General features: G+C 55.0%; 19 protein-coding genes. 9 read left to right on the forward strand and 10 right to left on the reverse strand.

Going from position 1 to position 20208, the window contains the following annotated elements:
• Nucleotides 1-641 precede the first annotated feature (641 nt).
• Entirely contained in the window at nt 642-1799 is a 1158-nt protein-coding gene (locus MW898_RS18390) for a CaiB/BaiF CoA transferase family protein (RefSeq protein WP_248909557.1), read from the reverse strand.
• Between the two features lie 191 nt (nt 1800-1990).
• On the opposite strand from MW898_RS18390, the gene MW898_RS18395 reads away from it, so the two are divergent.
• Nucleotides 1991-3256 carry an outer membrane protein assembly factor BamB family protein gene (locus MW898_RS18395; RefSeq protein WP_248909558.1) on the forward strand — a complete coding sequence of 422 codons (1266 nt, stop codon included), beginning with the start codon at nt 1991-1993 and terminating at the stop codon, nt 3254-3256.
• Between the two features lie 38 nt (nt 3257-3294).
• Here the strand turns inward: MW898_RS18395 and MW898_RS18400 are convergent, their stop codons facing one another.
• The 5 genes from MW898_RS18400 to MW898_RS18420 all read right to left on the reverse strand — a co-directional run bounded on the left by MW898_RS18400 (nt 3295) and on the right by MW898_RS18420 (nt 7443).
• On the reverse strand, nt 3295-3612 hold the full coding sequence (locus MW898_RS18400; protein WP_248909560.1) for a 2Fe-2S iron-sulfur cluster-binding protein: 318 nt from the start codon (nt 3610-3612) through the stop codon (nt 3295-3297).
• Between the two features lie 13 nt (nt 3613-3625).
• Nucleotides 3626-3913: a hypothetical protein gene (locus MW898_RS18405; RefSeq protein ID WP_248909562.1), complete on the reverse strand. Its 288-nt coding sequence runs from the start codon at nt 3911-3913 to the stop codon at nt 3626-3628.
• A 1-nt stretch (nt 3914) separates the two neighbouring features.
• Nucleotides 3915-4961: a ferritin family protein gene (locus MW898_RS18410; protein ID WP_248909564.1), complete on the reverse strand. Its 1047-nt coding sequence runs from the start codon at nt 4959-4961 to the stop codon at nt 3915-3917.
• 89 nt (nt 4962-5050) lie between these two features.
• Complete coding sequence (locus tag MW898_RS18415; RefSeq protein WP_248909566.1) at nt 5051-5755, reverse strand: hypothetical protein; 705 nt, start codon at nt 5753-5755, stop codon at nt 5051-5053.
• Between the two features lie 128 nt (nt 5756-5883).
• The gene (locus tag MW898_RS18420; protein ID WP_248909568.1) at nt 5884-7443 is read right to left on the reverse strand and encodes a SagB/ThcOx family dehydrogenase; all 1560 of its coding nucleotides are present in this window, start codon (nt 7441-7443) and stop codon (nt 5884-5886) included.
• A 198-nt stretch (nt 7444-7641) separates the two neighbouring features.
• Between MW898_RS18420 and MW898_RS18425 the strand changes: the two genes are divergently transcribed.
• Entirely contained in the window at nt 7642-8229 is a 588-nt protein-coding gene (locus MW898_RS18425) for a flavin reductase family protein (RefSeq protein WP_248909571.1), read from the forward strand.
• A gap of 77 nt (nt 8230-8306) precedes the next feature.
• Here the strand turns inward: MW898_RS18425 and MW898_RS18430 are convergent, their stop codons facing one another.
• The gene (locus MW898_RS18430; RefSeq protein WP_248909573.1) at nt 8307-9152 is read right to left on the reverse strand and encodes a malectin domain-containing carbohydrate-binding protein; all 846 of its coding nucleotides are present in this window, start codon (nt 9150-9152) and stop codon (nt 8307-8309) included.
• Between the two features lie 248 nt (nt 9153-9400).
• On the opposite strand from MW898_RS18430, the gene MW898_RS18435 reads away from it, so the two are divergent.
• Entirely contained in the window at nt 9401-9754 is a 354-nt protein-coding gene (locus tag MW898_RS18435) for a 4a-hydroxytetrahydrobiopterin dehydratase (protein WP_248909575.1), read from the forward strand.
• Nucleotides 9755-9787: 33 nt separating this feature from the next.
• On the opposite strand, the gene MW898_RS18440 is transcribed toward MW898_RS18435, so the two are convergent.
• Entirely contained in the window at nt 9788-10405 is a 618-nt protein-coding gene (locus MW898_RS18440) for a histidine phosphatase family protein (protein WP_248909577.1), read from the reverse strand.
• Nucleotides 10406-10575: 170 nt separating this feature from the next.
• Between MW898_RS18440 and MW898_RS18445 the strand changes: the two genes are divergently transcribed.
• Together MW898_RS18445 and MW898_RS18450 are read left to right on the forward strand one after the other, a co-directional pair.
• Nucleotides 10576-11931, forward strand: a complete 1356-nt coding sequence (locus MW898_RS18445) for a DNA adenine methylase (protein ID WP_248909578.1) — start codon at nt 10576-10578, stop codon at nt 11929-11931.
• A 133-nt stretch (nt 11932-12064) separates the two neighbouring features.
• Nucleotides 12065-13087, forward strand: a complete 1023-nt coding sequence (locus MW898_RS18450; protein WP_248909580.1) for an alkaline phosphatase family protein — start codon at nt 12065-12067, stop codon at nt 13085-13087.
• 105 nt (nt 13088-13192) lie between these two features.
• Here MW898_RS18450 and larE read toward each other — a convergent pair whose 3' ends face one another.
• Nucleotides 13193-14125: an ATP-dependent sacrificial sulfur transferase LarE gene (larE, locus tag MW898_RS18455; protein ID WP_248909582.1), complete on the reverse strand. Its 933-nt coding sequence runs from the start codon at nt 14123-14125 to the stop codon at nt 13193-13195.
• 190 nt (nt 14126-14315) lie between these two features.
• Here larE and MW898_RS18460 point away from each other — a divergent pair, with 190 nt between their 5' ends.
• The gene (locus tag MW898_RS18460) at nt 14316-16313 is read left to right on the forward strand and encodes a MutS-related protein (RefSeq protein WP_248909583.1); all 1998 of its coding nucleotides are present in this window, start codon (nt 14316-14318) and stop codon (nt 16311-16313) included.
• 248 nt (nt 16314-16561) lie between these two features.
• Nucleotides 16562-17683 carry an ORC1-type DNA replication protein gene (locus tag MW898_RS18465; RefSeq protein ID WP_248909585.1) on the forward strand — a complete coding sequence of 374 codons (1122 nt, stop codon included), beginning with the start codon at nt 16562-16564 and terminating at the stop codon, nt 17681-17683.
• Between the two features lie 26 nt (nt 17684-17709).
• On the opposite strand, the gene MW898_RS18470 is transcribed toward MW898_RS18465, so the two are convergent.
• Complete coding sequence (locus tag MW898_RS18470) at nt 17710-18243, reverse strand: CDP-2,3-bis-(O-geranylgeranyl)-sn-glycerol synthase (RefSeq protein WP_248909587.1); 534 nt, start codon at nt 18241-18243, stop codon at nt 17710-17712.
• 218 nt (nt 18244-18461) lie between these two features.
• Between MW898_RS18470 and MW898_RS18475 the strand changes: the two genes are divergently transcribed.
• Both MW898_RS18475 and MW898_RS18480 read left to right on the forward strand, forming a co-directional pair.
• Nucleotides 18462-19043, forward strand: coding sequence for an LOG family protein (locus MW898_RS18475; protein WP_248909589.1), 582 nt, complete (start codon nt 18462-18464; stop codon nt 19041-19043).
• A 171-nt stretch (nt 19044-19214) separates the two neighbouring features.
• The gene (locus MW898_RS18480; protein ID WP_248909591.1) at nt 19215-20060 is read left to right on the forward strand and encodes a hypothetical protein; all 846 of its coding nucleotides are present in this window, start codon (nt 19215-19217) and stop codon (nt 20058-20060) included.
• Nucleotides 20061-20208 lie beyond the last annotated feature (148 nt).

The raw sequence follows: 20208 nt of genomic DNA on the forward strand, positions 1-20208 counted from the left end.
AGACTCATCTTCTAATTATTCTGTTATATAACTGATTAAAAATATATGAAAAATACACGCGCTCTTGTTGAGCGTGTTTCTGTCAAAATCCGTCGACGATTCGGTGTTTGGTCAGCATTCGTCGAATTCTGCGCTGCAACTACTTTTGGTTATCATGAATAACTGTGCTATATCGTATCCTTAGAACAGAATGTAGCTCCGGTTCACGTGGAGACTAACATATGATGATTATTTTATATATTTGTGGGATTGATGTCATATTATGAACGTTCAAGTTATATATTATTGCCACAATTACGCCACTCTCCAACGAATACAGACGGACTGTGAAATGGTTTCTTCGAACAACCACTATCTGTTGTTCGAATACATATCAGATGTTGCAGACGAACCTGGGGGCACAAGACTCATGCCTATGTAGAATACAATTTAGTGTGGGCGTCGGTCACACAGCGACTATGTGACGTGACGGTTTCATCCAAACCCCCGGCGTCCGAACCGGTATAGTCCAAACGTCACTGTCGCGCTCCATAGCCAATCAGCCCCCTTCTGGCCTATGGTATTTTTTCCGAACCCGACAGTAGTGTGTCGATAGTACTGTTAGACGAATGTCCATCGTGCCGTGTACTGTGCGTTGTCTGTCAGTTGATTGCGCCCGTTTCGCGCAGTTGTTCGAGTATTCGCTGATCGTAGCCGACCGATCGGAGGACATCATCTGTGTGCTCGCCGTGTGCTGGAATCGATTCGTCTGGTTCGGGTGTATCGATCACGGCTGGAAATCCAATCCGTGGTGCCTGATCCACATCACGTCGTATTATTCCTCGTTCGTTGAACTGCGCCGCCTCGACTGCCTCTTTTGGTGTGTAAACGCCGTCGACGGTTGCGCCGTCGCCAACGTTTTCCCATTCTTCGCGCGTTCGCTCTCTGAATATCGATTCGAGTTCTTCTCTGAGCGCCTGCATCGTTGCCGGATCGGTGTTCATGTGCTCTGAGACGAGATCCTCGCGTTCTACGGTCTCACAGAAAGCTTGCCAGAACTTTGGTTCGAGCGCGGCGAGTGTGACATACGCCCCGTCAGCAGTTTCGTACGTATCGTACCACGGAAAGTCGCCTGTAAGCGGCGTTGCGCCGGGTCGTGGGTTTTTACCGGCAAGCGCTTGGGGTGCGATTACTTGTGAGAACGACAGGGCAACATCCGTCATTGCCACATCGATGTACTCACCGTCACTATTACCGAGTTCCCGCGAACAAAGCGCACCAACGATAGCGAACGCCGCGAACAATCCTCCAGCCATATCCGCTACTGGGTAGCCGGGGACCTGCGGTTTCGAAGACTCGTCCTCGCGGGTCATATCAAGCAGTCCTGCCCGTCCGACGTAGTTAAGATCGTGTCCTGCGCGTTCGGCGAGCGGACCGCTTTGACCGTATCCCGACAGCGAACAGTAGACGATTGACGACTTGTGTTCACGGACGCTGTCGTAATCGATCCCAAGCCGTTCGGCGACACCTGGCCGGAAGCCTTCGAACACCACATCCGCATCGTCAAGCAGGCGATAGAACGCGTCCCGTCCGCCGTCCGTTTTGAGATCGAGCGCAACGCTTCGCTTGCCTCGGTTGACGCCGTCGAACACCGCTCCGACACCACTGTCGGTCACGGGCGGCATATAGCGCGCGTAATCACCGCTGTCGGTGTCCTCTATTTTGATCACGTCTGCGCCCGCATCGGCGAGTAGCTGTGTCGCATACGGTCCCGGAAGGAGGCGTGTGAGATCTAACACACGAACGCCGTCGAGTCGCATACTCCGACGTCGCTACCAGCGACTGTAAAGCCACGCGATCAACATCATTCTCATTCACAAAATCCGTTGTCATTCTGTCACCTCTCTCTCGGACGCTAAAACGACTGCCGTCTCGAGCTATCCGCCGATCTCTGATTCAATTCATGATGGCCAGAAAGCATTTATAAAACATGGTTATTGTTGCTCTCGTAATGCAACAGTCCTCGATGGAACTCAGTCGTCGATCGTTCCTCACGAACACCGCTGTCGGTTTGGCTGGCCTTGGGGCGCTCGGTCACGGATCGGTCCGCACAGCCGCTGCCTCGAATCAGTCGACCCCTGTGCAGGGTGAATGGCCACAGTACAGGGCAGGCCCGGCTCACTCAGCCCGGCTCACCGATGACACTGGACCCACAGGAGACATCGAACAGGCGTGGTCAACGAGTCACGATCGCATTCATGATGGAGTAGCGGTCATCGACCAGACGGTCTACGTTGGTGGGAAAGAGCTGATTGCGGTGAACGCACAGAACGGTCAGACTCGTTGGTCATTCGAGCCAGCACCCCCGGAAATCGAGGATCCCGGAGAACCACTGATCCCCGATGTCGATTCGCCAGCCGTACTGGATGGAACGGTCTATGCGAGCGTTGGGTTTGGTCCCTACGACGGAGGGACGTACGACGCCGCGCTCATCGCGGTCGATGCGAACACCGGGAAGCGCCGCTGGCGGTTCGATACCGATGACGCATCTTCATTACGAATGGCTCCGGTCACGGTCACAGACGATACCATCGTGACGAGTATTCCCCGAGGGTACAATGACAGGACTGTAACCGCATTCACCACTGATGGGGAGATTCGCTGGCAGACACCGATCGACGATATGTTTTCAGGCGCTCTCCCTGTCACCGATGGACGAGTGTACGTTCCCAGCGCGGCAGGCGTTCAGGCGCTCGATCTAGAGACCGGTGAGACCGTCTGGACAGCACTCCCAAGGGTCAAATTCGATCCCGCAGCCACTCCGATCGTTTCTGACGGAACACTGTTCGTAGCTGAAGAGGGCGAACCGGGCGTAACGCTCATCGCGCTTGATGCGGCAACCGGTGCGGAGTACTGGCGCACCGCTTATGCGCCGGACACGTACCCCAACCTGAGGATCGGATCGGCGGACGAGAAACAGGTGTACATTCACGTGAACGGGATCGACGCCGACGTCATCGCGCTTGATCGAACAGATGGGGGTGAGCGCTGGCGAGCACACGTCGAGCAGCGGGACGTACCAACAGATGGCTTCGCACGGGTTGGTGAGCTTCTCTACGCCGGTGCGTCTGCTATCGATCCCACTGACGGTACGATCGTCTGGGAGCGACAGCTACCCGTTACGGGCTATGGGTGGCGTCTGAGTGCTGTCACCGGCGGACAGGCCTATCTCAGTGGTGCGGAACTCGTCGTCTTCTCCGGTACTGGACACCCGTAGTGTGCCCTTCCTGATCGAGTATGGCTGTAGCGTAGCGATCAAAACAAATCCAGCCCGAGCAGTTCCTGCTGAATTGCATCACCGGCCCTGATGTGACAGTCTGCTTGCGGGTACGAACTGCACAGCAGTGCGTAGCCGTCTTCTCGCTGATCAGATTCAAGCGCCATCCCGTCGCTCTGGTCGATTTCTCCGTCGAGTAGCTCGGCAACACAGCTAGTGCAGTTTCCGTTTCGACAGGAAAACGGAAGATCGAGTCCCGCCTCGTGGCCCGCATCAAGAATGTACTCGTTCTCGTCGACTGATACTGTCGTCGTGTCACCGTCGAACTCGATGGTGACGTCGTATTCCGTGCTCACGATTGTTCTCAGATTAGAGCTTTTGTCTGAGTTTGTACAGTTCGAGCGCCTCAAGACGTGGATCACCAGTGCTCCCGGTATCGTCTTGGAGGCTCGCACCACTCACCATTTCGTTGAATGAGGTGCTCACACCTTCTTCTTCGAACGTCGAGTCCATGATATACGCGACGTTCTCGCGTACCTCTTCGGGAGATTCACCGAGTTCCTCGGCAGCCGTTTCGATCGCCTGATCGACCTCCTCGTCAGTCGCAGTGAACTCCGCTCCGCGGGCAAGTTCACGTAGTTCTCGATCGAGTGCCATCTCAGTTTCCTCCGTCGGTTGCAACAGGACGCTTTCGCTGGTAGTGCTGTTCTCGTTCGTCGATTCGTTTCTGTAAGTCCCACTCTTCGATTTCTACGTAGCGGTCACGGACGACGCTGATGACTTGCATGTAGTCAACATCGAGTCCGAGCGTTTCGTTGTACATCCCGTCGATGAGGTTGCCACCGCGTAATAGGACCTCGTTGAAATCGAGACCGAGCGGGTCATCCAGTGCGTCAGTAAACATATAGCCAAAGTCAGCCATGTACGGCACATCCGCATACAGCGTGTCGACGATGCCCTTCTCGACGCCCTGAAACTGTGGTTTCCCAGCTCGCTCCTTCGCAATGAGTTCTTTGAGGAGTTCGACGCCGTGGGTGATGTGACGACCTTCATCGGTGCTGATGAATTTGAAGGCGTAGTTCAACAGCGGGAGATTCGCTCGTTGGGGGAATCGGCTGATCGCGCTTGCCCCGACGCGCGCAAGAATCCCCTCGACGTTCAGGTGGTAGTTCGCTGCCGCCTTGGCGATATCGACGGGATCGAGCGTGCTCGCGGCCTTCGCTGTCAATAGTCCTTGATGCTCGAACACCTCACCCAGACCGGTCGCCTGCACCACCGGAATGCGTGTTCCGCGCCGTGGATCGAGGTCGTTGTAGTTGTCTCGGTCGTCCATCACCTCCTGCATGTAGATGTCGAGAAACTGCGTGTGCTTGTGCTCGGTGAGCGTGAGCATTGTCATGTACATCTCCTTTTCCGTGTTCGAGTCCAGACACGGTGCGCCCATAATGCGCTGGAGATTCGTCGCAGCGTCCCCGGCAACTTCTCGCTCGCCGTCGAGAAAACCCGAGAGGAGATATCGTATCTGATCCCGTTCGTCCTGTGAAAGCGATTTCCACGACTCCCGATCTTGTTCGAATCCGATCTCATCGAACAGCTTCTCGACGTTCCACGTCCCGAGTTCAACTCCCTTCTGGAACAGCTGATACCACTTGCTCCCGGTATCTACCCGCTGTCCTGTGAAATCTGATTGGAGAACCTGTGACATACGGGATATCATCACGCACAGATCCGCATTAGGGTTCGGCCACGCATGCGTGGTAATTTAAAGTCCGTGAGATAGCACTTTCGAGGAAATTAAAAAAGAAAGTTTGTCTCTATCCGTCCAGCAGTGTCGCCTAACTCCTGTGCAGCCTCCGGATATAAGATGACGTTCGTGATCGATCCATCGAGGCTCATATCTTGTGACATTACTGATTCGATGACATCAGTGCCGTCGATGAGATCGTTCCATTTCGAGTACGGAGCTGTCAGCACGAATCCAGCGGTGCGTTCCTCTGTCTGCTCAAGTACCTCCGCCGTGCGACACCTCCCATCGTAGAGATCGAGGTACGTATACACTGTCGAACCGTCGAGATATCGATCCAGTTGATCGAGGAGATTTGCGAGATCCTCGGGATACTCAGAACGGAGGTCAGGCCACGTCACACGAGGTGCATCCTCGATCGTCGTTCCACAAAGCGCGCTGATGAAGCGTTCACGTTCGTTTTCGACGTGCTCCTGTTCTTCGAATCGCTCTTCGAGAGCGGATGGAGCGTCGGCGATCAGTTCCTCGATGCGTTCCTCAGAGAGCGATGCGAGGTTTTCCCGAAGCGATTCAGAGAGATCCTCCGGAAGATCGCCGATGGTCGTCTCTGCAGTCGGGAGATCTGTGATTTCAAAGACGAAATCCCCCTCGAAATCGACACCCCATCCCTCACTCATCGTCTCGTATGTTTCGTTGTCATTCAGCCGCTCGCGGTAGGCCGCCAGCCATTCGCGCGACGGAAACCAGTACGCCATGTACGTGGTCTCTGCGTGTCCATTCGCATGAGGATGAGGGCTCGGATAGGGGGCCGTTTATTTACGCGATTGAGCGATAGAATTTCCCTGAACGTGTCGAACTCTCTCGTTATCACGAATTGATCTAGTCAGGCGGGACGACCGAGCGTCCAGAGGAACATCGGCGTTTGGCTGGCGGCGCGGGGGCTGAAGAACTCGGTTACCTCCTCGTCGTAGAACGTTAGTCCGGTCGCACCGAGATCGCGGTGGGCGTACGCCGCGAGGTAGAGTCGTCCGGCAGTAAGCGCCGCTTCAAACTGTGCGAGGCGATAGCCGCGGTCACCGAACTGGTCGGTGACTGCATCGATGTCCGAAAGGAAAAACGCGCACAGGCCGGCATCGGCCGCGAGGCCCTGATCCAGTGCGAGGTGACCGGCCTCTCGACGAAATGATCCCTCTCGAAGGAGTTCGATCGTTCCGTCCCCCTCGTCCGGATGATAGTGATACGCCCCGCTCGGAACGTTTTGCACGTCGTTGATGAGGAGATAACAGTCGGTGAACTGGAGCGATGGCCCCGACGGATCGCGCACATCCAGTGGGACGCCACGAACCGCGCGGTCGAGGATTGTCGACACCTTGCGAAACGACAGGGGATCACGAGTGTATTTGCGACAGGATCCACGACGTCGGATCGTCCAGTGCAGCGGCGTCTTCGCCGCTCGCTCATCATCAACTGGTTCGAGATCGATTCGCCATCCATCACCTCGGGCCGTTCCACTGTTCGAGTCCGGTCGAGTCCTCTGCCAGTCACGCACGGCGTTCTCGTCCTTGAGCGTCGAGGCGCTGAAGGCTTCCTGAATCAGTTCGTACTCCACCCGTTTCTCCGAGAGAGGACGCGTATCGGGATCGATCGGCTCGATGGCGGGCGTATCGGGCACTTGCTCATCCATTCCGACAGAGACGAGTGCGATTGGACCCTCATGGGCGGGATCGATTCCGAGCACATCAGCGACTCGATCGTCATCGAAGCCCAAAGCCGCGCGCGCAGGAATATCGAGCGCGTGTGCGGTGGCAAGCAGATTGGCAAGAACAGTTCCCGAATCCCAGAACGCGTGGCGATACGCTCGTGCGCGGTATTTCCACGCGTTTCGCCACCATGTCGAGGTTGCGACAATTGTGAGGGGCGCAGACCCTGCTTCTGAAAGCGCGCCGCGAAAATCCCCTCGCCGGAGTACATCGAGCGAGAGCGTTCGTGGATCGAAGTGATAGACGCCGGACGCAAGAGTAGGAAGCGACCCACAGATCACGTACAGGTTTATGTGATAGAGCGCGCCTGTACAGGCCGCAGCTCGAAAGGGAATCTCTCGTTTTCCTCGTTGAATCGTTTTCGTGATCCCCGACGAAAGGTAGCACAACTGCGTGAGCACAGCACGATCGAGCGGATGAGCACGCGTCTTCGACGGTGAGTGCTGATCGAACTCCGGATCTGATCTCGAATCTGTGTCTGCGTCGTATCCGGTGATTGCGCGTAACGTCGGGAGCTGTGACGGGCGAATATTAGATGACAGCTCGACGGACGGGAGGTTCTCGTAGATCTTGTACGGGATCGGTTTGTTCTCAAAATCGAGACTGAAGCTGTTGTTGCGGATCGCTTCTGGAGTGTGGCTCGTACGCTCGTGGTAGGACAGCGCTGACGTTCCGCGTGACATAAGTTGACAGTACGATTGGATGGCACAAAAGCAGGGTGGCGGCTACGAACTTGCTGTCGATCAATCAGTAGTCATCGATGCTCAGCTATCGGATCGCCAATTACCCTCTAAAAGTCCGTACGAATACAGATTCCAGTCTATCTTCTCCTGTCTTGTAATGTTCGATACAATTATTCACATCGATCAGTCATCGATTGTATGGAACTCGACCCGAGTGAGCAGGATTCTTCGGCCACATATCGGATTGTTTCGAGCACGGTCACACCTCGACCGATCGGTTGGATCAGCACACGAAGCGCTGACGGTGTCGACAATCTCGCGCCGTACAGTTACTTCAACGCCATCAGCTCCTCGCCACCTGTTGTGATGTTCTCGGCGGGACGTACGGAGGGAGAACTCAAGGACACTCCGAGAAACGCCCTCGATTCGGAGGTATTCGTGTATAACTTAGTGACAGAGTCGGTTGCGGCCAAGATGGACAAAACGAGCGCTTCGATCGACGCCGATGAAAGCGAGTTCGAGATGGCTGGGATCGATCGGGAAGAAGCGGCAACGATCGATGCCCCCCGGGTCGCAAACGCCCTCGTCAGCTTCGAGTGCACGCTGTACGATTCGATGGAGATCTACGGAAACACGGTGGTTTTCGGAGAAGTTGTGTACATCCACATTGACGACGAGGTCCTTACTGATGGAGCGATCGACACCCGGAAGATAGACGCTGTCGGTCGTCTCGGTGGCCGATTGTACACTGCGACCGATAGTATGGACCTTCAGCGATGGAACTGACAGCGATACCACCACCAAAACGCGGTTAATCGCTGCAATCTACTGGCTTGCGACTGGACTGCTGTTCGCTACTCGCGTCAATTATTCCCATTTCCTGGGTTTTTCTCGATGATTTCGATACCAGAGATAACAGGATTCTCCACTCTGTGATGGAATCGAATCGTGAGACTTCCATCGTCTACGGTCGTCTCGAAGGATTTGACCGCCCCCACGTCGTGGCCGTGCTCGACGAATGGCTCGTAATTTTGCAGGGCAGTTTTGTTCTCAATGACGACGTCGAACGAACGGGGGCCTTCCTCACTGTACGACTCCTCAGACGGCCGCCCCGACTGTCCGGACGTGAAAAACGGTTCAACGACGTAGATTCGAACTTCGTATACGCTGTTCGGGTCAGCGGGGAATCCCCATTCCATCTCTTTTTGCCACAATTTGGGTTTGCGAGAGAAGCGGTATGTCTTGAACAGCGATTGAGGCGTTGTCGCTGAGACGGCGTTCTCGACAGTGATCGGGTCCGGTGTGTCGTTGACGACCGTATCGGACACCCTGTGGTTCAGATACGTCGAAGGAGCGTTTTCCTGATCGGCCAGCCAGTCTGGACCATTGTCAGTGGCTTTGAGTCTCGGACCACCAACATTGATACGGTAGATCGTGGTGTCGCTCGGTTCACTCGTTGCAGTTGCCGTCGGCACAGGCATCTGTCTCTCAGTTTCTGTCGGGTCCGGAACGGGCGAAACACTGTCCGTCGGAGACAGTGATGTCGAATTGGTATCAGTGAGACCGCCAAGCGGCAGTCCGGGAACACCGACAAGGACGATGATGCTGCCGAGTAAAAAGACACCACCGAGACCAAAGAGTGCCCACTGGAGCCAGTTATCCGAATCCTGAGTGCGGGACGATTGATCGTACGGTGGTGAGCGCGACACAGTGTACACCAAGATGTTCTTTCCGGCACAGCCAATTATACGTCACGTATTTCCGATGTGGGTGTATGATCAATTCTCGAAAATCACCATCTATGTGTGATGTGTGCCGTAACATCGCGACGAGTACGGTGATCGAGAACGGCTGTGTGAGAATATTGTCTGCGGTCATCGAGACAGCGTATCGATCGTGGGATCCCGAGTCGGGATAGTCCTTAACGTACAAGAGGCGAAATGTCGTATGGAAACGTATGGTCTCGGACCTTGCAGAGCAAGAGTGCGAAGCATGTACCTCGGAGGATGAACCGCTCACTGAATCAGAATACGAGGCGTACCTGACTGACCTCGCTGATGACGTCTGGGAGGTCGTCGACGAGCATCATCTCGAAGGAACGTACGCGTTTGAGGATTTCCGTGACGCACTCGAATTCACGTACGAAATTGGTGAGTTGGCCGAAGAAGAGTGGCACCATCCCGATATTCATCTAGCGTGGGGCGAGGTGCGCGTCGAGATGTGGACGCACAAAATCGATGGGCTTCACAAGACAGACTTCGTAATGGCGGCACGGATGGACCGTATCCACGACGACTACGCCCCCGAGTAAGCGCACCGCTCGGGTCGGTTCCCGTCAATACGGTCACTCCGCCCACGGTGTCGTGTTTTTGCGGACGATTTTCGCCTCGTCCTCGTATTCAATCTCGGTGAACGAACAGTTCTCTGCCCGGTTGTGCAGTACCGATTCAGCGATCGACAGTCCCTCGATGTGTCCTATCAAGAGACGGATCGGACCTCCGTGCGTCACGACGAGAATAGTTTCTGATGGGGAACTCGCTGTGAGCAGCTCTTGCCAGCCAGAGACAACACGCTCTGAAACTTGAGCAAGGCTCTCGCCGCTATCGGGAATTCGGTCGGCTGCTTTTGCCCCTGCTTCTCCGAGTCCAAACGCAGGAAAACGATCGGCAACCGTTTCGTACGGGAGGCCTTGATACACGCCCAAATCGCGCTCACGCCACGCCTCGTCGAACTGGACGGAAACATCGATCGTCGATTCTACCGCTGTCGTTGTCTCACGGGTGCGCACCAGATCCGACGAGACCACCCGATCGGGTGTGATTCCGTCCGTATTGAGATACGCGGCTGCACTATTGGCCTGCTCACGACCTTGGTCGTTCAACGGGACTGGTGCCCATCCTTGTAGCCGACTCTCGCGGTTCCACGCCGTCTCCCCGTGTCGCATGAGAACGATAGTTGTCATTCGTACTGTATTGATTATCGTTGAGTATGTAGTTATACCGGTCATGATGATGACGATAACTGATCTCGTTTCTTATCGTAGCGGACAAACTGCTATCTATGTTGGATAATGAATAGAATCAAGTGAGAGCGGCTACCACACAGTAATCCACAGAATCAGATGGTCGAATAATGTCCGAAAACACGCGACAGACGACGTTTAGTACGTTTCTCGATGAGGGAGGGTCTCTGGAGGAGATCGACTGGACATTTAAAGGTGCTGATACGTCATATCTCACACACGGTCTACACAACTACCCTGCCCGGATGATACCACAGATTCCAGATACACTTCTCAGCTATTACAAGTTGTGTGGAGTGATTGAGACCGGTGATACGGTGTACGATCCCTTCAGCGGGAGCGGAACGACCGCTGTGGAATCACGTCTCCATGGCTTGAACGCACAGGCGAACGACATCAATCCGCTTGCCTGCGTTCTCAGCGAGACGAAAGCCTGTCCAATCCCGCGTGAAACGCTTCGATCACTCCGCGACGATCTGCTTTCTAATCTACGTGCTGAGCTGCACACAATTCGAGAGCAGTATCAAACGGGAACATTGACGTTTGCTGATGAACCGCAAGTACGGGACGGGTGGTTTCCGGAACCGCAATTATACGAACTGTGGTATATTCGCCGACAGCTTGATCAGGCCGAAGAATCGTACGGAGAGGATGTCACCCAGTTCTTTCGAGTGGCGCTCTCATCCATCACGCGCACCGTAAGCTACCAGCGCAACGGAGAGTACAAACGGTACCGGCTCCCCGAGGAGAAGCGGAAAACCCACGGTCCTGATGTGTTCGATCTGTATCGCTCGAAAGTAGCGGCGAACTACAAACGCATGCGAACGTACAGCGACCGGGTCGATCACTCGCTCGATACCACAATTCACTACGCTGATTCCCGGACAGCGACCGCAAATGAGGAGAACACGATCGAAGAAAACAGCGCTGATATCGTGATCACTTCACCACCGTACGGCGATCATCGGACGACCGTCGCGTACGGACAGTTCAGTCAGGACCCTGCGATCATCGCTGGACGATACGGATACGACGAAATGAAAGCGGTCGATAAAACCGGGCTCGGTGGGCCGAATAGTGATCTCAAACCGATCGAGGCGTTGGAGGAATGGTCCCCATCGTTCGGTGCAACGATGGACGCGCTCCGGGAAACAGACGGTCGGGCAGACGACGCAATGGATTTTGTTCGGGATTACTACGAAGTCATGAACGACGTTGCGAAAGTTCTGAAATCCGGACAGCCGTCGGTTTGGGTGGTCGCAAACCGAACGATGAGTCGGGTGAACATTCCGACCCACTTAATCACACGAGAACTGTGCGAACACGTCGGGTATGAACACGAATCGACGCTCCCACGTGAAATTCCAACAAAGACGCTGCCGTGGGAGAACGCACCAGAGAACATCGAAGGCGTAACGGGTGATGCAATGGCAAGTGAGAACATCGTGATTCTCACCGCACCATAGCGTCCGAGTGATCGCTTTCGTTGTCGTCCGTCGTGCAGATAGAGTGCCTCAGAACTCTCGTTCGTTCATTATTATGACACAAGGCAGAGCTATCTACAACAATGCCTTTGTGATCAAACCCCATCCCCACTGTATGGGTAAATCGTTGCTCGTTGTAGGGTGGGACGCTGCTACACGCGCACACCTGTCTGGTGATCTCGATCTTCCTTTTTTCAATTCGCTCTCTGCCTCCGACACGCTTCTTCCTGAGCCGATCTGGCAGAATCGTGAGGTGGATAGTGGCACCGCGTGGACGACGATAACGACTGGTCTTTCGATGTGGGACCACCGAGTCGCTACTCTCACTGGAATGGTTGAACACCCAAACGTGTTGCGTGCTTTCTCAAAGTTTGATACGTTAATCCCACGTAATCTATTCGGCGTCCCTGCGCGGATTTGGGCCCGTAAACACATCCTGGGCAAACAACCGACAAACGACGATATACGATACAAACGCGTCTGGCACTATCTTCCGAACTCACTCTCGTTTGCGGTTCCACTTACATATCCTCCTAAACCAACGGACGGCGTCACCGTGAGTGGATTTCCGAGTCCGAGTGTGACCGTCCAACCAGACCAATTAGAAAAAGCAGTCCAACAGCGATACGACGGTGAGCCACGTCGTACGCACAACTCGAACGGAGGGTTTGATGAGAGTTATACTGAAGATCTATTTTCTGTTCACAAACAGGAGGTGGAGACTGTCTGTTGGCTCGATGAACAGACTGAGTTTCAGTTCTACTTCGTTGTGTTCACACTCCTTGACCGCCTCCTTCACGTTGTTGACCGAGGGGATGAAGATATCGAACGAGCGTATAAACGTCTAGATACGTCGACTCGAACGCTCATCGATCAGATCGATCCGGATGATGTCCTCATTCTCAGTGATCATGGAATGCGCTATGCACCTCGTGGAAAATGGAGACATATTCACGATGAAAAACAAGGAATTTGGGCAGGAACGACCGATTTCGGGCTCGAAACACACCTCGATGTGACTCCCACAATACTCGATTACTATGGCGTCTCGATGGACGACCCGACCTATGATGCCGAGACTGTCGTTGAGAATACAGATGAAATCGAAGACCGGCTGAGCAATCTCGGATACTTGTAAAATTCTGTCAGAACCAACCAGTCACGAATGCGTGGCGTACGTGAGTCGGCTCTCTACGTTTCTGCAGAGTACCGACAGAGTATCGATGCGCTAGCAGTGTTGATGTTAGTCGACGCTCGGATAGTCTGTGTCGAATACGTCCGCGCTGACTGTTTCGTCAACAGCACCGTCATCGTCTTTCTCGACGGCAACTCCGTGGTCGCTCTCGGTGTTGTCTGTCTCATTTGTCTGCTCGTTCGCTGGACTCACGCTTCCCGTCTCGTAGCCGTGGAGATCGAGCGTGACGTGATCGAATCCGATATCGGTGAGATGTTCGCGCGCCGCTTGCACAAACTCGCTGTCGAGCGCACGGTCGAGTTCGTCCTGCCCGACTTCGATGCGCGCCAGCCCGTCGTGATCACGCACGCGGAACTGTTCGAAGCCCCACGTTCGGAGGAGTCGTTCTGCTTTTTCGATCCGCGTGAGGCGAGATTCGGTAACCGACAGTCCCGTCGGAATGCGTGAGGAGAGACACGCCATCGCTGGCTTGTCCGCAACTGACAGCCCATAGTCTGCTGCGGCCTCGCGGACCTCTGATTTTGTGAGATCGTAGACGAGCAGCGGCGAGAACACCTCAAGCTCCTCGACGGCTTGTAACCCTGGTCGGTGGCCGTCTCCGGGATCGGATGCGTTTGTCCCATCACAGACCGTTCCGATCCCGAGTTCGCGCGCGGTCTCGTACATCTTTCCGAGCCGCATCGTTCGGCAGTGATAGCATCGTTCCTCGTCGTTGCGCACGAAATCGGGATTGTCGAGCTCCGAAAACTCGACGACCTCGTGGCGGATTCCGATTTCTTCGGTCACCTGCTCTGCGTGAGAGAGCTCCTCGATCGGCAGCGTTTCACTCTTTGCGGTACAGGCAACTGCCTGCTCTCCAAGCGCATCGTGAGCGAGAGCAGCAACGACGCTCGAATCGACGCCACCAGAAAAAGCGACGAGCACACCATCCCGAGAAGCGAGATCATCGCGGGCTGCGGCTAACTTCTCCTCTAGGGTCATGATCTCTCTTTATGGCGATAGACAAAAAGGACGTTGGACGTATTTCATCCCAGTAGCCGTGCCGATTTCGTTGAGTATGATTACATCAGTAAAATATTCTTGATAATAATGGTTGAATATATATTATTTGTTGCTAAGTGCGTGGTGCGGAGCGGTGCAGTTTTCTGTTTTGGTGTCGAGGAGACAGCCGATGGACTTGGAGACCGTCCCGGGTGTCGGCGCAACGACCGCCGAACAGCTCGCCCAGCTCGACGATCCCGAGCGTGCGCTCCGGGAGGGTGATGTCGCCGCAATCGCCCGTGCACCACAGATTAGCGACGGTCGCGCGGCCCGTATCGCTCGTGGTGCTATTCGACAGCGACACGACGATCACGATGAGTTCCTTCAGACCGATCGTGCGCGCGAACTGTACCAATCAGTGCTCGGATTGCTTCAGGAACGTGCTGTTACGAACTACGCGCAAAAACACCTCGAAACGCTGTATCCGAGCACGACACGTTCGCGCATCGATGAGGTACGGTCGTTCGTGACTGAGGCTGTCGAGCGCGAGCCTGCCCCAGAGATACTCGATGCACTGGCTGGCGTTTCACCGCTGGAATCACCATCCAATCTTCGGGTGCGTGAGCGATGTCTTGCGACAAGTGACGCCGAGACCTACGCACAGGCAGAGCAGACATTTCCTGAGCTGAGCATCGAACTCGTCGAAGATGCCCGTGATCTGTCTGAACTCGCTCGGGGGTATTCGACAGTTATTGCAATCGATGAGGCGTTCGCCGGGCTCGATCTCACTGGTGACGTTCGAGTACTTCCTGATGCGTTCGACCGGATTGAGGAGGTCGTTCCCGAACGGCTGCTCACGTTTTTCGCATCGAATCGTGAACGGTTGCTCGCCGCTGCTACGGTCCATGAGAAAGCAGCGATCGAGCCACCGTGTGATCTTGATGCGCTTCGTGACTGTCTCGAACGGCTCACGGACGAAGGAACCATCGCTGGAGACGACGAGCTCGTCCAACTGCAGCGGGCCCTCGATGACCTCGATACCGCTGTTTCCAGCGCCGAACGTGTCGCAAACGATCATCTCCGCGAAGCGATTCAAGAGCAGAACGTTACGATAGAGGGAGCAGACCTTCTTTCTCTCGTCGAACAGGGTGCGCGGGTCGATTCGCTGCTTGAACGCGAACTCGCTGATGAGTTCACAGCAGCTATCGAAGCCGCCCGGTCCGAACTTCTCGATATACTCGCAGTCGATGATTACGACGCGATCGCAGAGCGGGTGTTCGCAGACGATCCGACGTTCCCTGTCGAACGACGAGAGGAACCGGTCGGACGTCTCCAGACGGAACTCACTGCAGCCCGCGATCGTCGTGCGAGGCGACTGAAGGCCGATCTCGCCTCTGATCTCGCCGATTTGCGCGAGCCAGTCGAGAGGCTTGTCAGTGCAGCACTCGAACTCGATGTAGAGCTCGCTCTCTCGCGGTTCGCCCGAGACTTCGATTGCACGATGCCCGTTTTCGAGGACGACGCTGACGAAGTGTGTAGTGGATTCACCATTGCGGGTGGACGCTCGACGCTTCTCGACGTTCCATTCGAGGCGGTTGAGCCAGTTGATTACGCTGTCGAGGGCGTTGCACTCCTCTCGGGCGTGAACAGCGGTGGCAAAACGTCGACCATTGATCTCGTCGGGCTGGTCGTGATTCTCGCACAGATGGGACTTCCTGTCCCTGCTGAGCACGTCCGTCTGGAACGGTTCGATGCGCTCTACTATCAGGAGAAAAATCAGGGAACGCTCGACGCTGGTGCGTTCGAGACGACGCTCCGTTCGTTTGGCAATCTCGTCCACGGAGCCGGGAACCGACTTGTTCTCGTCGATGAACTCGAGAGTATCACGGAACCAGGAGCGAGCGCGAAAATCATCGCTGGTATCCTCGGAGCGCTGGACGAACAAGGCACGACGAGCGTGTTCGTCTCACATCTCGCGGGAGAGATTCGCGCTGCTGCCGACATCGACGTGCAGATCGATGGGATCGAAGCTGTCGGACTCGTCGACGGAGAATTGCAAGTTAATCGATCACCCGTGAAAGGACGACTGGCTCGCTCAACACCCGAGCTCATCGTCGAAAAACTCGCCCAAGAGAGTAGTGCCGAGGGTCGGTTCTACGATCAGCTCCTGGCGAAATTCGAGGAGTGAGGAATCGTCATACAACCGAGAAACCGCTGTGAACTTGCTTTTGCTGTAGTGTGCTCTAGAGTACAGTTGTCGAGACGGTGACTGTTTCTGGCAGCAACTGGTCATAAAACCATCCAGAGTAGTACTATTTTCTAAGTACTAACCAATACCTGAATGATAAAAAATTGATGGTGATGGGGTCGGTTAAAACGTCCTTCGTTCACTCGCGCCCAACTCTTATATGCTCTCGCAAGCGAGGTGAAAGTGAAATGCCGGATGATGAGATGCTGTCTTGGGACGAGACCGTGTTCCGGGACGAACACGTCTTCGAAATCGACTACGTGCCCGAGACGTTTCTCCACCGGGAGGATCAGACGCGGCAGCTCCAGTACGCCCTCCGTCCTGCTGTCCGCGGCTCACGCCCGCTGAACGCGATGGTGCGCGGGCCGTCTGGTACCGGAAAAACAACATCACTCCAGTTGCTCTCCTCGGAACTTCGAACACACACGAACGTGAACGTCTCGCACGTGAACTGCCAGGTTGATTCAACTCGGTATGCGGTCTTCTCGCGGCTGTTCGAGGATATGTTCGAGTACGAACCGCCCACAAGCGGTATTTCCTTTAAGAAACTCTTCGGGCAGATTACGGATCGCCTCGTCGACGAGGATGAGGTGCTTGCTGTCGCACTCGATGATGTCAACTATCTCTTCTACGAGGGAGAGGCGTCCGATACGCTCTATTCGTTATTACGCGCCCACGAAGCACACACCGGCGCAAAGATCGGCGTTATCCTCGTTTCTTCTGATCTCGATCTCGAAATCATCGACGAACTCGATACGCGTGTCCAAAGCGTCTTCCGACCCGAGGAAGTGTACTTCCCGAGATACGACGAGCCAGAAATCGTCGATATACTGAGCGAACGCGTCGATCGCGGCTTCCACGACGGTGTCGCTGGCTCGGAGATATTGAATCGCGTTGCAGAGCTCACTGCCGAGACCGGCGGCGATCTTCGTGTTGGCATCGACCTCCTCCGTCGGGCGGGTCTCAACGCCGAGATGCGAGCGAGCACCACGGTCGAACTCGAAGACGTCGAACGCGCGTTCGATAAGTCGAAATACGTCCATCTCTCGCGCCACCTCCGGAATCTCACTGATTCCGAAATCGCCCTCGTCAGAACAATCGCAGAGCACGACGGCGAACGAGCAGGAGACGTCTACGAATCATTCGAAAAGCGGACTGATCTCGGATACACCCGCTACTCCGAACTCATCAACAAGCTCGATCAGCTCAACATCATCGATGCAGAATATACGAGTGTCGACGGTCGAGGACGATCACGGAAATTATCGCTCGCGTACGACGAGGACGCAGTGCTCGAACGGATTGATTGAATCTAAAATTGTAAGCAGTTGAGGGCTCAGTACGGTTCGTTTTTCCAGCCAATTTGATACGCCGCGATGTTCATGCTCAGGTGGAGTATCGGAGTGACTACTAGTATAACGGCGATCACAGGCAGCGTAAAGACCTCACCAAACCAGTTTGGGGCGACGAGCACAACGAGAAGGAGTGCGCCAACGACGAAATCGAGCTGATCGAGTCCCGGTACGGCAACGCCTCGCTCACGTCCGAGGCGACGTTTGAAGAACGACGCGAGCAGATCTCCGAGCATCGCACCGAACGGGAGCATCACCACGACTGAACGCGGAAACACTGGGAGAAAATCCCCAGCACGCAGGAATGACACGATCACGTTGAGGACAACCGCAACGAGTATTCCAGCCAACGTTCCGCCTGCTGTCCCACGCCACGTCTTGCCATCTCCGAGAAGACGCTTTCCCTTGTACATTCGACCACCATCGATAGGGCGCCCTCCACCGAATAACACAGCTGCATTGTTAGGAACATATGCCGGTAGCATAACCCAGAGAGCAGTGACGATTACCTCCAACATACTCGCAAGGCGGGTTGTCCCGACCTTAAAACGCACTAGATGCTCGGCATCGATCGAGTCACCGCAGACAAACATTTTTGTCTGAATGATGGAAACCGCAGATTTGGGCAATCAATCGTGTGTTTCGTATCACGCAAGCGCTCGATTTACACGCTGGATCTGGTCCGAACTGGTGTGGATATGGATACATATGAATGGATGCAAACGCGATTACAAATATGAACTCTATCTGTGTCTACTGTGGATCGAGTTTGGGCCAATCTTCGGTGTACGCAGAGCGTGCCACTGATTTCGCCGATGAACTCATTGAACGTGATCTCGCGCTCGTATACGGCGGCGCAAGCGTCGGCATCATGGGAACCGTTGCAGATGCGGTCCTCGATGCTGGTGGTGAGGCGATCGGGGTCATTCCGAAGGCACTCGAAGCAAAGGAAGTCACCCACACGGGGCTCACAGAACTCCACGTCGTCGAGTCGATGCACGCCCGTAAGCAGACGATGGTGGACCTCGCCGACGGATTCGTCGCTCTCCCGGGTGGACTCGGAACCGTCGAGGAAATATTCGAGGTACTGACGTGGGCACAACTCGGGTTTCACGAATACCCGTGCGGTTTTCTGAACATCGATGGCTACTACGATATGCTAACCGCGTTTCTCGATCACGCTACCTCGGAGGAATTCGTCAAACCGATCCACCGTGAGATGGTCGTCGTGGAACCGACACCGGAGACGTTACTCGATGCGTTTGCATCCTACGAACCAACCCACGTCAAGAAGTGGATTGATCGGGAAGAGACATAGCTCAAAAGAGAGGTTTTCAGGTGATGCGGTTCATTTGAGGTCGCTTTGTTCGTTATTCGTCTCTTCTTTTGTAATACTCGAATCTTCAGAAGCGAGCACATCAGCCGAAACGCGTTTGATTCTCTCTCTTGTTCTGGCATACACGAACACGAACACGATTACAAACCAATCATGCGCTCACCCCGTCCTCACTCTCACTCCAACGCTCGCACTTCCTCTGTACTGTCCACTCGACGAGACGTTCTTCGAGCGCTCGGTGGTGTTGCAGGCGTCGTCACCAGTGGTTGTATCGGTCGGTTAGAACGGAGCGTCACTGGTGGAAAGCAGCGATCGGTCGCCGAATTGGATCCCGAATACACGGAAGCATCGTTCGGGTCGTACGTCGATCAGATGCGCGAGCGGTACGACGATCACGGCGTCTGGGGTACAGAGAAGGGACCAACGGGCACAGAACGGCTCTCACTCGTCGGTGCGTGGAGCGATAACTGGACGCTCCGGAAACCTCGAACGCCATCAGACAATGGACGACAGATTCGCATTCCAATCGACTACGCTGCCGTCCTCTACCGCGTTAGCGGCAGTGATGATCAGCAATCCCAATCCCAGACGCATCATCTCTGGATGTGGGCTGGTGCAGACCCAAAACAGTCCAAGAAAGGCTACGGTGGGACGACGGTCGTCGAACTGTCGGTCGCTGTTGCACTCGAAGGTACCGGGACACTCACCGCACACATTCCCAAAACGAGCGTTGGGCCCGAAGACGCTCCGGTACAAGTTCAACTATCAGGGAGTGATACACTCGGACCGGCGGCCCCGCTCCACATTCCGGCTGGTCGCATCCAACCCGCTCCCGATGGGACCAATGTTGGTCCCAACGGGACGTTCGATCTCGATTGGACGGGTGCGCACGGATCGCCTGTCTCAGTCGCTGGCGTGTGCGAGCTACAACGCCCACCCGACCGTGAATTCGAACTCACACTCAGCTGTGAAGCCAGCGGATCACAAGGGACACTGTGAACGGTCTTCTGGATACTTGTTTTGTCGCTTCGTTTGGGGGCGTTGTCTCAACAACGGGAGACAATTCCGGATCCAGCTCTAGCCGTACCGGAGCCTTCGCCAAACGAGGAGCCCGATTCCGAACAGACTCACAACAAGCATGAATCCG

The sequence above is a fragment of the Halocatena marina genome, assembly GCF_023276375.1.
GTDB classification, from domain to species: Archaea; Halobacteriota; Halobacteria; order Halobacteriales; family Haloarculaceae; genus Halocatena; species Halocatena marina.